Annotated in this window: 12 protein-coding genes; 11 read left to right on the forward strand and 1 reads right to left on the reverse strand. The window is 42.4% G+C overall.

Features of this window, described 5'->3' with window-relative positions:
• Positions 1 to 219: 219 nt before the first annotated feature.
• Positions 220 to 963 carry a sporulation protein gene (locus tag NDJ01_RS12170; protein WP_134646802.1) on the forward strand — a complete coding sequence of 248 codons (744 nt, stop codon included), beginning with the start codon at positions 220 to 222 and terminating at the stop codon, positions 961 to 963.
• A 6-nt stretch (positions 964 to 969) separates the two neighbouring features.
• On the opposite strand, the gene NDJ01_RS12175 is transcribed toward NDJ01_RS12170, so the two are convergent.
• Positions 970 to 1,947: a DUF3187 family protein gene (locus tag NDJ01_RS12175; RefSeq protein ID WP_237308386.1), complete on the reverse strand. Its 978-nt coding sequence runs from the start codon at positions 1,945 to 1,947 to the stop codon at positions 970 to 972.
• 410 nt (positions 1,948 to 2,357) lie between these two features.
• Here NDJ01_RS12175 and thrS point away from each other — a divergent pair, with 410 nt between their 5' ends.
• The 10 genes from thrS to NDJ01_RS12225 all read left to right on the forward strand — a co-directional run bounded on the left by thrS (position 2,358) and on the right by NDJ01_RS12225 (position 13,131).
• Positions 2,358 to 4,286: a threonine--tRNA ligase gene (gene thrS, locus NDJ01_RS12180; protein WP_005395892.1), complete on the forward strand. Its 1,929-nt coding sequence runs from the start codon at positions 2,358 to 2,360 to the stop codon at positions 4,284 to 4,286.
• A gap of 3 nt (positions 4,287 to 4,289) precedes the next feature.
• Positions 4,290 to 4,841, forward strand: a complete 552-nt coding sequence (gene infC / locus NDJ01_RS12185; RefSeq protein ID WP_074191168.1) for a translation initiation factor IF-3 — start codon at positions 4,290 to 4,292, stop codon at positions 4,839 to 4,841.
• Positions 4,842 to 4,962: 121 nt separating this feature from the next.
• Entirely contained in the window at positions 4,963 to 5,157 is a 195-nt protein-coding gene (gene rpmI / locus NDJ01_RS12190; RefSeq protein WP_005377932.1) for a 50S ribosomal protein L35, read from the forward strand.
• Positions 5,158 to 5,197: 40 nt separating this feature from the next.
• The gene (gene rplT / locus NDJ01_RS12195) at positions 5,198 to 5,551 is read left to right on the forward strand and encodes a 50S ribosomal protein L20 (protein WP_004727974.1); all 354 of its coding nucleotides are present in this window, start codon (positions 5,198 to 5,200) and stop codon (positions 5,549 to 5,551) included.
• 190 nt (positions 5,552 to 5,741) lie between these two features.
• Positions 5,742 to 6,059, forward strand: coding sequence for a heavy metal-binding domain-containing protein (locus NDJ01_RS12200; protein WP_005377919.1), 318 nt, complete (start codon positions 5,742 to 5,744; stop codon positions 6,057 to 6,059).
• A gap of 366 nt (positions 6,060 to 6,425) precedes the next feature.
• A complete protein-coding gene (locus NDJ01_RS12205; RefSeq protein WP_182018914.1) occupies positions 6,426 to 7,235 on the forward strand; it encodes a helix-turn-helix transcriptional regulator in 810 nt (269 codons plus the stop codon).
• Positions 7,236 to 7,721: 486 nt separating this feature from the next.
• Entirely contained in the window at positions 7,722 to 8,510 is a 789-nt protein-coding gene (locus NDJ01_RS12210; RefSeq protein ID WP_005395898.1) for a TetR/AcrR family transcriptional regulator, read from the forward strand.
• 246 nt (positions 8,511 to 8,756) lie between these two features.
• Positions 8,757 to 11,135, forward strand: coding sequence for an RND family transporter (locus NDJ01_RS12215; RefSeq protein WP_258586751.1), 2,379 nt, complete (start codon positions 8,757 to 8,759; stop codon positions 11,133 to 11,135).
• Between the two features lie 18 nt (positions 11,136 to 11,153).
• The gene (locus NDJ01_RS12220) at positions 11,154 to 11,945 is read left to right on the forward strand and encodes an outer membrane lipoprotein-sorting protein (protein WP_005395903.1); all 792 of its coding nucleotides are present in this window, start codon (positions 11,154 to 11,156) and stop codon (positions 11,943 to 11,945) included.
• Positions 11,946 to 11,955: 10 nt separating this feature from the next.
• Positions 11,956 to 13,131, forward strand: coding sequence for a hypothetical protein (locus tag NDJ01_RS12225; RefSeq protein ID WP_104969330.1), 1,176 nt, complete (start codon positions 11,956 to 11,958; stop codon positions 13,129 to 13,131).
• The last annotated feature ends 93 nt before the right edge of the window (positions 13,132 to 13,224 follow it).

Here is a 13,224-nt window from a genome sequence, read left to right on the forward strand (position 1 = left end):
ATACTGCTTAATTTAGGTACAAATTGCAAACATTTCTAGACGAACGCCCCACTTAGTGAAAGAACAATCCTATTGTGGGGCTGAATGACTCTTGCTGCTGAGTATTATTTGGATTGATGATGGAATTCGAACATTTTCTTGTGGTCTATTGCTTGCAGAGTATAAAACAATTGTGTAAACAAACGATTATTAGAAGAAAAGTCGCTAAAAAGGAAAAACATGTTTAAAAAATTGAAAGCATCACTGGGGATCGGTTCTGCAAAAGTAGATACGATTTTAGACGAAATGAGCGTGTTTCAAGGAGCGACGCTGAAAGGGCATGTTCATATCAAAGGCGGAGACGTCGAACAACAAATTGATGCTATTACTATTAAGTTGAACACAGAGATGAAAGTCGAAGTGGATGATAGCGTAAGTTACCAAACGTTCACTATTGATCAGCTGAAGGCGGTAGACCCCTTTGTGATTCAACCTAATGAAGAGAAGCAGATTCCGTTTGAGCTAAAACTGCATGATGAAACGCCAATTACTGCGGTTAGCGCACTTAAGAATCAATGCCATGTTTGGGTTGAAACGACGTTAGATATTGATTTTGCGATTGACCCGCGTGACCGTGACTATATTGAAGTGAAACCACTACCAGTAGCATCTCGGGTTATTCAAGCGATCGAGCAAGCTGGCTTCACTATGGTTAAAGCCGATGTTGAAAAAGGCTTTTTGCGCGGTGGCTCGTTTGCTTCTCGCTCTGGAATTTATCAAGAGCTAGAGTTCCGAAATAACGGCTTTATCTCATCAAAAGAAATTGAGCTTTCTTTTATTCTGGAAGGGCAGGTCATGCATTGTTTGGCGGAGATTGACCGTTCGCTCAGCTTGGCTGGTGACCAATATCGCTCGTTTACGTTGCCGATCAATGCAACTGATGCTCAAGTCGCTGCCGCGGTTGCACCAACGCTAAATCTATAGTTCTCATCAACTTGATGAGAATATGTACCGATATCCTATTGTGAAAGCGATATCGGTACTGTTATCCATGTTTCGTGCGTTCTCTACGGCTAAAAACTCAAGCGCGGAGTTTTCCATTAGATATCGATAGCCTAATACCAGTTCATTAGAGGCATCAGCAAACTCTGCGGGTCCTTCTGTTGAGCCTTGATACCAATGGTATTCAAACATCAGGTGGTGGTTATCTTCCAACGCATAACGGTACCCCGCTGCAACGGCAATCGTATTATGCCGATAGGGTAGATCCAGCAAGGCGCGATCATCTGAGCGAAAAGTCATGCCAACCATCGAGTAAAATGCATGGGCGTCACTCAAATAACTGTAATTTATTTGGAAGCCTTGCTCGAAATTACTGCCTTGAAAAGTCCCGTGAGCAACATCATTAAAATATAAGCTGCCACCAATAGATAGGCCGTGATGTTCATTCTGAAACACTTGATATTGCAAATAAGTAGATAAGTTGTTGGCAAGCGTTTGTCCTTCGAAATCATCTTCTAGCACATCATATTGCGGCATTGATATGTAAAAACGATCTCTGTCTACTTTGTCTCGGCCATTCTGTCCGATACCGAAAAGGTTATGGAAGCTTTTAGTCAGTCCATCTAAATGGTTATCAGCGGCAAAAACCCACCGATAATTGAGTTCCCATTGCCAACGGCTATTGATTTGCCACTTGCTGCCAATTTCGATTTGGTTGTGGTAATAATCCAGTGCGTATTCATCAGTATGAGCCCAAACACTAGCCACGGTTCCTGAGCCATAGGTTTCGACAAAGTCAGAGGGAAGGCTATGTCCTGAGCGCAGTATATTGGTATGGCTAACCACTTGCATCGGAGATTGTGCGTAAGAACGTAGCGGCCCATACAGGTCATCTGATGCCATGGCTGGTACACAGCATATCGAAATGCTTAGAAGCCCCATAAAGCGCGATTTGAAATAGATCATGATGAACACCTACATGCAAACTACTCAATAAAACAACTATATACCTAAATTGCACTTTGAGGTGGAACTAGGTGTGCTGGGTCCTGTGTTGGTTAATATGTATCAGGAACTATTATACCAGTTGTGTATTCAAGTTCTATTGGGAGGGGGTAACTCCGTTTACAAATGATGTGAGCCCTTAAGAATAATCATCAGATTGTCGTGACGGGGCCTGAGGTTAAGTTCTTATGATAAAACAAAATCGCGCTTTGCAATCTAAATGTGAGCTAGGTACAATCCCATTTTCGATAACGGTCCGGTATTCGTGTTACCGAGAGGCCTTTATTGACTCTCAACTATTTTCAACAAATAGCTTCTAATTTGAATAACATGTGTTGCTTGGTGTGCAACACCACTGTAAAGGACATAGCATGCCTATTATTACTCTTCCTGACGGCAGTCAGCGTCAATTTGACAACCCAGTTTCTACTATGGAAGTTGCGCAATCGATCGGTCCTGGTCTTGCAAAAGCAACGATCGCTGGTCGTGTAAACGGTAACCGCGTTGATGCGTGTGACCTAATTGAAGAAGACGCAAGCCTTGAAATCATCACAGTAAAAGATGAAGTAGACGGTTTAGAAATCGTTCGTCACTCTTGTGCTCACCTTCTTGGTCACGCTCTTAAGCAGCTTTACCCACAAGCTAAAATGGCGATTGGTCCGACCATCGACAACGGCTTCTACTACGATATCGATCTAGATGAGTCTCTAACGCAAGAAGATCTTGAAAAGATTGAAAAGCGTATGAAAGAGCTAGCGAAAACCAAGTACGAAGTTGTTAAGAAAAAAGTAAGCTGGCAGGAAGCGCGTGATACGTTTGAATCACGTGGCGAACCATACAAAGTGGAAATCCTAGACGAAAACGTATCTCGTGATGATCGTCCAGGTCTTTACCACCATGAAGAATACATCGACATGTGTCGTGGTCCTCACGTTCCTAACATGAGCTTCTGTCAACACTTCACTCTATTGAATGTGGCAGGTGCTTACTGGCGTGGTAACAGCGACAATAAAATGCTTCAACGTATCTACGGTACGGCTTTCCACGATAAGAAAGCACTGAAAGCGCATCTAACTCGCCTAGAAGAAGCAGCGAAGCGTGACCACCGTAAGATTGGTAAGCAACTAGACCTATTCCACATGCAGCAAGAAGCACCGGGTATGGTGTTCTGGCATCACAATGGTTGGTCTATTTTCCGTGATCTGGAAGTATTCATCCGCGCTAAGCTAGATGAGTACGGTTACCAAGAAGTAAAAGGTCCGCTAATGATGGACCGTGTTCTTTGGGAACGCTCAGGTCACTGGGATAAATACGCTGATGCAATGTTCACAACTTCTTCTGAGAACCGTGAATACGCAATTAAGCCAATGAACTGTCCAGGTCACGTACAGATCTTCAACCAAGGTCTAAAATCGTACCGCGACCTACCGCTACGTATGGCAGAGTTCGGCTCATGTCACCGTAACGAACCATCTGGTGCACTGCACGGCATTATGCGTGTACGTGGCTTTACTCAGGATGATGCTCACATTTTCTGTACTGAGAGCCAAATCCAAGAAGAAGTAACAAACTGCATCAAGATGGTGTACGATACGTACCAAACATTTGGTTTCGACAACATCGTAGTGAAACTGTCTACTCGTCCAGAGAAACGTGTAGGTTCAGATGAAATCTGGGATCAATCTGAAGAAGCATTGAAGCAGTCTCTTGAATCGATGGATATCCCATACGAAATTCAAGAAGGTGAGGGTGCGTTCTACGGTCCTAAGATTGAATTCACACTATACGATTGTCTAGACCGCGCTTGGCAGTGTGGTACTGTCCAGCTAGACTTCAACCTACCAGGTCGCCTAGGCGCTACTTATGTAGGTGAAAATAACGAACGTCTTGTACCGGTAATGATTCACCGTGCGATTCTAGGTTCACTAGAGCGCTTTATTGGTATCCTTATCGAAGAATATGCTGGTTTCTTCCCAACTTGGTTGGCGCCAGAACAAGCAGTTCTTATGAACATTACTGATAAACAGTCAGGTTATGTTCAAGAAATAGTACAAAAACTACAAAAAAGTGGAATTAGAGCTAAAGCGGACTTGAGAAATGAGAAGATTGGCTTTAAAATCCGCGAACATACTTTGAAGCGTGTACCGTATATGCTTGTTGTTGGTGACCAAGAAATGGAAGCTGGCGAAATTGCAGTACGTACTCGTAAAGGTAAAGATCTTGGTAAATTTAAAGTGGATGATTTTATTGCATACATCCAAGACGAGATCTCTAGCCGTAAGCTCAATCTGGAGGAATAAGCTATTAAAGGCGGAAGACGTGGCCAACAGCCGGTAAAACAAAACCCGCACCGTATCAACGGTGAAATTCGTGGTATTCGTGAAGTTCGACTAACAGGCGCTGACGGTGAATCAGTTGGTGTTGTATCGATTCAAGAAGCCATTGCAGCTGCTGAAGAAGCTGGTATGGATCTCGTTGAGATCAGTCCTAACGCCGAGCCACCTGTTTGTCGTGTGATGGACTATGGTAAGTTCCTCTTCGAGAAGAGCAAAACTGCTAAAGAGCAGAAGAAGAAGCAAAAGCAGGTCCAGATCAAGGAAGTAAAATTCCGTCCTGGAACTGATATTGGAGACTATCAGGTAAAACTACGCAACCTGACGCGTTTCCTTGAAGAAGGCAACAAAGTGAAGGTAACAATTCGCTTCCGTGGCCGAGAGATGGCACACCAAGACATCGGTGTTGACGTTCTAAATCGTCTTAAGGAAGATACTGCAGAACTTGCTGTAGTTGAATCTTTCCCTAAGAAGATTGAAGGTCGCCAGATGATCATGGTGCTAGCCCCTAAAAAGAAGTAATTAACGGCTCATCAAGTAATTAAAACCTAGCCGCTTTCCTTTCGATAAAGGCATAACGGCTGGGTTTTATTCGCCCTAATTACGTTGTTTATTAAACCTACTCAATGCGGAGTTATTCATCATGCCTAAGATGAAAACCAACAAAGGTGCTGCTAAGCGTTTTAAGAAAACTGCTGGTGGTATTAAGTACAAGCACGCTACAAAACGTCACATCCTGACTAAGCGTACTACTAAGAACAAGCGTCAACTACGTCCGAATGCAATCCTTCCAAAATGTGAAGTGGCTGCAGTAATCCGTATGTTGCCATACGCTTAATTCTTTTTAGTTATCAATCGTTTAGTTTAGGAGAAGCATAATGCCTCGCGTAAAACGTGGTGTACAAGCTCGTGCACGTCATAAGAAAGTTCTAAAACAAGCTAAAGGTTACTACGGTGCGCGTTCACGTGTTTACCGCGTAGCTTTCCAAGCAGTTACTAAAGCTGGTCAATACGCTTACCGTGACCGTCGCGCTAAGAAACGTCAATTCCGTCAACTATGGATTGCACGTATCAATGCGGCATCTCGTCAAAATGGTCTATCTTACAGCCGTTTCATCAACGGTCTTAAGAAAGCATCTATCGAGATCGACCGTAAGATCCTTGCGGACATCGCAGTATTCGACAAAGCTGCATTTGCAGTTCTAGTTGAAAAAGCGAAAGCTGCTCTTTAATTAGCAGTTTAGGATTAAGAGAAGGAGAGCATTAGCTCTCCTTTTTTATTGCTAAAATATATACCCAAATATTTTTCAGTTTTGCCATTCAGAATCTTGTCTATCAGTCTTCCCGATTTGATTAGTGATCGCTGCTCTGTTGGTAATAAAATGGCTTGGGTATATATTTTACGCTTATAAGGGACTAAAAATGATCTACACAACGACAGAAAGCATTCCGGGCAAGCAGATCTCTGAAATAAGAGGGGTTGTAACTGGTAATGTTGTTCAATCAAAACACATCGGTCGTGACCTCATGGCGGGTATCAAAAGCATTGTTGGCGGCGAAATTCGCGGTTACACGGAAATGATGACCGACGCGCGTGATATAGCTATACAGCGCATGGTAGCAGACGCTGAATCTAAAGGTGCCGATGCAATTGTAGGGATTCGATTTACCACAAGCTCAATCGTAGATGGTTCTTCGGAAATTTTGGCATTTGGTACTGCAGTGAAACTGGCGGACTAGTCTACTTGAATAGCATTGCAAAAATGCTAACAGAGAGCGGTGAATTATTATGCATTTACCGTTCTGTTCCTTTTAGGTTAATTATTCTAGATTTTTGCAGAGCGAATAGGTTTATATTCTCAACTCTACGTTACTATTAAAATTAATTGCGATAATTTAGAGTAATTGCTTCACTTTTGTTTTGTGTATCATTTTATATTCATAATGAAATTGAATTCATATTGAATTTTCCATTTATTGTGTGAATTTTGATTTCGATATATTAATTCATATTTTTCTTATAAAAATATGAACTTATACCTTGCCAAGCGGTTCTAAATTGTTACAAATACTATACAGCTGTAACATTGCCAAAAGGAATTGTAGATGAGAGATCTGACTCCCGAATACTTGCTAGCCGCATTACGCCAAGCGATTAAAACAAAAGGGCTAACATATCGAGAGCTATCTGAGAAAATGGGCATGCCCCTGTCCACTTTTAAGAGACACTTAACAAGCACAAATCTCGCTTTGGATAAACTGCTTGAATATTGTAGAGCTGTTGATTGCACGTTAGATGAACTACAAAAGCTTGCGAATCAATTACAAGGTGAAGACGAGGATTACTTTAGCCGTACGCAAGATGAAGTCTTTTTTCAATTTCCCCATCTTTACGATTTTTATCGTGAATTGAGAATGCTGCGAGGCAAAGATGGATATTCCATTTTAAAGAAAAAGTATGATTTGTCTGAGCAGAGCATGTCTGATTACCTAAACGCTTTGGAGTTATTGGATCTTGTTTACGTTGATGAAGATAAAAATATAACGTTGCACGGGCCGTTATATTACAGCTATGCAGAAAATTCCAAGCTCAATGATAAATATACGGAAATCATAAAAGAACAGACAACAACCCACGATAAATGCGTTCGTGTGGCGTTGGCGCGCATGAAAATTACCGAAGAGCAGCTTTTGCAGTTGGAAGATCAAGTTGCGAAAACGGTTATCGATTTTCATTCCAAAAATGTAGTGGCAGAGAACTTCAACGTCTCTGATTTTACAAATATTGTTCTACTTGCAGGGCCACATCAACCAGTCACATTCTCTGATGGAATTATCGAGACAGAAGGGCGATTTATTGACGATATTCGTTATGCCATTGCATCTGCAGGTGATAAACCAAGCCTCTCGATTTAGAAATTCAGTCTTTTACTTAAAGAGAATCGCTTTTCTCACCATGTTATTGAGTTTTTCAGCTCTAATATTGAAAGGAAGCAGTAAAAGAAAAGCCCAAGACAGAACACACTTTGTAAATAGAGCATCCAGTTGCTGTTTTGAATCCAAACTTTAAGTGTTTTGGGCTTTTTTGAATAACATCATTTCAATATCACTCGTTGTCCAATTTTTAAAGTTCTGACTTTTGGGGTTGTGTCCCCGCACTCCACTCTAGATTTTCCTTACAATCAAATCATTCTCGCTGAACCAAGCATCTTGATGTTACTTGGTTATATATAAGTAATGCTTATTTTTCGGTTAGCTATAAATTCATACTTGCAATGTTTGTTTTTTGATCTATTATGACGAAGTGTCATTTATGACGGTTCGTCAAATTTAGTGGCGTTCCTGTATTCAAGAATCGTGTTACAATTATTGGGAGTGTGTTGGTATACGGATCAAAGGATTATGTTTAACTTTCGCTGTAAAAAAGATAGCAAGCAAGACGGATGTCGTACGTCTTCAGGGCTAACTAAAAAACAACAGGCGATTGCTGATCGTGAAATAGAGCTTATTCAATTGGCTAAGTCTCTGGTTCAAGAGCAAGGCTTTGCCAACTTAACGATGGACAAGCTCACAGCGGCAAGCCCTTACTCGAAGGGAACGATCTACAATCATTTTTGCAGCAAAGAAGATGTGATTCTTGCGCTTTGTATTCACTCGCTGAGAAGCGAGGCAATATTTTTCGAACGTACCGCTAAGTTCAATGGCAATACCAGAGAAAAAATCATTGCTATGCATGTAGGTTATCGTATTTACGCTCGTATGGAGCCTGTACTATCAACCTGTGCGATTGTTGCAAAGACGCCTTGGGTCCTAGAGAAAGCTTCGCCTAAGCGTGTGAATGAATTGAACAACTTAGAAGAACAAGTAATAGATGGTGCTGATGCGTTGGTGAATAATGCGGTGGAATGTGGAGACCTTAAGTTCTCTCCCGCAATTGGTTCTGATGCCATCGTATTTGCTAACTGGTCTATTGCCTTCGGTTCAAACGCTCTAGCGCAAAATGCATCGAACAGTCGATGTATTCAGCGAATTCAAGATCCATTCTCAGTACTGCATAACGCGAATATGTTACTTGATGGTTTAGGGTGGTCACCTTTATCGACAGAGTGGGATTACCGTAAAACGTGGCGTCGAGTGGAACAGGAATTGTTCAGCGAAGAGCTTGCTTATTTAGAGTCTGTGAATCGCTAATCGTTATAGAGGCCATCTAATATTTTAGTTGGCTTTTTTATTACACCATTGTGACGAATCGTCAAAAAATAGAAATTGGTACTCAAGTTACCGATCTCGAGAAGTATAGGAAGTTACTCAAAAACTAACTTATATAACCAAATAAATTCGATCTGATTTTTATATGTTGAAGTTATCTGGTTATCACAGCATTCGCTGTTTTTTTTAGTTTTTAAATTTGACGAAACGTCACAAAAGGAGAGTGTGATGCCACATCACAACGTTCAACAACAAGCCCGAATGAGCTGGGTCAAGCTACCAACGAATTACAGTGTGTTGGTTGTGCTTGCTACCGTTTTATTGATTGTTATAGCAACTATTGGAGGAAAAAATCTTTACTTTAGAGGGGATTACGACATCTTTTTTGATGGAACAAATGAGCAGTTACTTGCGTTTGATGAAATTCAGACTACCTTTGCAAAATCTGACAGTCTTGCTTTGGTCATAGCGCCAAAAAGTGGCACTGTTTTTACTCCTAACACCTTATCTCTTATTCAGCAGATCACTGACGAGGCGTGGCAAGTCCCATACTCCACCCGTGTTGATTCCCTTGCCAACTACCAGCATACCGAAGCGTTTGAAGATGATCTTCTTGTCGAAGATTTACTGTATAGCGAATATGAATTGACGCCTCAGAGAATCGAGAAAGTCAAAAGTATTGCGTTGAGTGAACCGGTTCTGAAAAGTTCACTGATTTCCGAAAAAGGGGATGTCACGGTCGTGAATATTACGGTCCAACTCCCTGAGGTCGATAAAACCGCTGAAGTACAAGAAGTGGTTGCCTACATAAACGGAATGATTGAGCGTTATCAGCAAGTGTACCCGGATACTGAGTTCCACAAGGCTGGTATTATTGCAATGAACTACGCGTTTATGACCGCTGCCCAAGATGATAGCGCAACATTAGTGCCTACTATGTTACTAGTGATATTGGTGTTTCTGACCATCATGTTGCGCTCATTGCTTAGCGTCATCGCGACACTCATCGTTATTATCGGCTCAGTTATGGTGACAATGGGCTTATCAGGATGGGCTGGTATGTTCTTAAGCACGGCGACAGTTAATGTGCCTACCTTGGTGATGACGCTTGCCGTCGCCGACTGTGTACATATCATAGCGACGATGCGTCAGTCTATGCAAAACGGCTTTAGTAAAGCCCATTCTATTGAGCGAAGTATTGCACTCAATTTCATGCCCATCCTGATTACCTCCATTACCACCGCGATCGGCTTTTTAATGATGAATATGTCGGATTCTCCAATCCTGAGAGATTTTGGCAACCTATCAGCCCTTGGCGTCATGATTGCTTGTTTCCTTTCCATCACATTACTTCCGGCGTTACTTCATATCCTTCCTGTTAGGGTGAAGTCAGACACTGCTGATGAAAGAAAGCACTTTATGGATCACTTAGGGGATTTCGTGGTGTCAAAGCGACATGCGTTATTGCCGTTGTCGGTGCTTGTTATTGTCGCGAGTGCGAGTTTGATTCCGCTGAACAAAGTCAACGATGAATCCGTCGAATATTTTGGTCATAGCAATGAATTTCGTCGAGCGGCTGATTTTATGGAAGAGCGAATCAGTGGCATGGCGAACATCAGTATCGCGATAAAAACTAACGAATCGCAGGGTATTGCGGATCCTAATTTTCTCAATACCGTGGGTAAATTTACTGACTGGCTAAGGTTGCAGCCAGAAACGGACCATGTTGCGACCTTGAGCGATGTTTATAAGCGCCTAAACAAGAACATGCATGGAGATGATCAGGCTTATTACTCGCTCCCTCAAGACAGAGAATTAGCGGCTCAATATCTGCTGCTTTATGAAATGTCACTACCGTATGGCTTAGATTTGAACAACCAAATCAATGTTGATAAGTCGTCAATCAAGATGGTTCTCACCGTGGAGAACTTGGGCAGCGTCGAGCTTGTTGATTTGGAAAATCGTATTTACCAATGGTTTAACGAAAACGCGCCTCAGTATGATGTTGTTGCTTCTAGTCCATCACTGATGTTTGCGCATATTGGCGAAACGAATATGGCTAGCATGCTGTCAACCTTGCCTATCACTCTGGTCTTAATTTCGGCATTACTGATCTTTGCCTTACGCTCGTTCAAGCTCGGTTTAATCAGCCTGGTCCCGAATATCGCCCCTGCGCTTATTGGTTTTGGTATTTGGGCGCTGGTTTCTGGTGAAATTAATTTGGGGTTGTCTGTTGTTGTGACGTTGACGCTTGGCGTTGTGGTTGATGATGCCGTTCATTTTCTCTCTAAATACCAACACGCTCGTAAAGATGGCCATAGCGCGGAACAAGCGGTTCGTTACGCTTTTCGCACAGTGGGGCGCGCGCTTTGGATTACGACTGTCGTGCTTGTTGCTGGTTTCTCTGTTCTGGCGATGTCGAGCTTCCGCTTAAATGCCGATATGGGACAGTTGAGTGCCATTGTTATCTTCATTGCTCTTGTTGTGGATTTCATCTTTCTACCGACTCTACTGATGTTGTTTGACAAAGGCGTCTACGACGAGGTGGACCGCCGAAACAAGCTTAAATCAACTGACTCTCAAACCACGGCTGTTATTCAGTCATAACGAATCAAAGGATTGAACATGAATTTACTAAAAAATGCCTTAAAAGTATCTGCACTTTCTGTCTCGCTTTTTATGAGTCATGCGGTGTTAGCGGATGAAGCGAAAGGATTAGAAATTGCTCAAGAGCGCAAAGCCCGTGATGAAGGGTGGGGGGATTCTGTTGCTACTATGAAAATGATTCTGCGGAACGCACAAGGAGAAAGCAGCACACGTTTAATGCGCCTTCAATCACTCGAAGTTGAGGACGATGGTGACAAAGGACTCACAATATTTGATGAACCAAGAGATGTGAAAGGCACCGCGTTTCTCAACCACTCTCATACAGTGGGTGCCGATGACCAGTGGCTTTACCTTCCAGCATTGAAGCGTGTGAAACGTATTTCCTCGCGTAACAAATCAGGCCCTTTTATGGGTAGTGAATTTGCGTATGAGGATCTCAGTTCTTTTGAGATCGAAAAATATCGTTTCAATTACTTAAAAGATGACACCATAAATGGGCAAGATGTTTTCGTCATAGAGCAAATCCCTACAGACAAAAATTCAGGTTATACCAAGCAAACGGTGTGGTTAGATAAAGCGCATTATCGCCCACTGAAAGTTGAGTTTTACGATCGCAAAGGGTCGTTGTTAAAAACGCTTTCTTTCTCAGATTACAAGCAGTACCTCAACCAATATTGGCGAGCGCACACCATGGCGATGACAAATCATCAAACAGGAAAAAGCACTGAGCTAACAACAAGTGAAATGCGCTTTAACACTGGGCTAGAAGACAATGATTTTCATAAGAATGTGTTAAAGCGAGTGAGGTAATGGGGGAGAAATGAAGCAATCAAATGTTGGGTTGTTGCTTAGCGCAGCAACCTCTCTTTACTCGATGCCTCTTGCCGCCATTGAGCTTGCAGGACAAGTCAATATTGAGCATCGTCAGTTTTTTGATTCTGGCTCTCAGGGTCAGAGCAAAGCGCAAACGTCATTGGTTTTGCAGCCAGAATTTTACTGGGAGATGCAAAATGGTGATGCGAGCTTTACCCTCACACCTTTCTATCGTTTGGATAGTCTAGACGATGAGCGAAGTCATGGAGACATAAGAGAGGCGCTTTATCTGACTTATTGGGATGATTATGAGCTTCGAGTTGGGATTAGTAAGGTCTTTTGGGGAGTGACGGAATCCGCCCATTTGGTTGATGTAGTAAACCAGACAGACGCCATTGAAGCCGTCGATGGTGAAGATAAGCTCGGTCAGCCGATGTTGCATTTTACCTCATTCAAAGAGTGGGGCACCGTCCATGCAATGTTATTACCTTACTTTAGGGAACGAACGTTTGCGGGTACTGACGGGCGCTTGCGAACCGAACCTGTTGTCTCAGATGATGCTATCTATGAATCAAGCAGAGAAGAAAAGCAGGTAGATGTGGCTTTTCGGTATTCGAAAATGCTTGGCGATTGGGACGTAGGCCTGAGCTATTTATATGGAACAAACCGGGATCCTTACTTTCGTTTTGAGTACGGGGAATTAAAGCCTTACTACGCTCTGATGAGTCATGTCGGTCTCGATGTACAAGGAATCGTTGGCGATTGGTTATGGAAACTGGAAAGTGTTTATCGAGATAGTGCTGATAATCATGTCGGTCTTGTGACGGGATTTGAGTACACCTTCGTTGGCGCATTTGACACGGTTTGGGATGTGGGTGTGATTGGTGAGTACCTCTACGACAGTCGTGGGAATAACGCACAAACTATCGGTCAAAATGATGTGTTTGCAGGCATTCGTTGGGCGCTCAACGACGAGGACGGAACGGAAGTGTTGACGGGAATCACAAAGGATTTAGATAACGCCGATGTTTACAATGCCAAGTTAGAAGCCTCGAGCCGAATATCGAATAACTTTAAGTGGCAAATTGATGCTTGGTTGTTCAAAAATGAAACGCCAAACGATTTGCTCTATTTCGCCCGAGATGACGATTTTATCGAGCTATCTATTCAATATTATTTCTAAAACAAAAGGGCACAACTTAACGTCAGATTAATGAAAGATGACATTTTTGACGTTTTTGTGCTCTTTTTATTCAATAACCTCTTCTTTTCGTAA

The organism is Vibrio sp. HS-50-1, assembly GCF_024747315.1.
Taxonomy (GTDB): domain Bacteria; phylum Pseudomonadota; class Gammaproteobacteria; order Enterobacterales; family Vibrionaceae; genus Vibrio; species Vibrio diabolicus.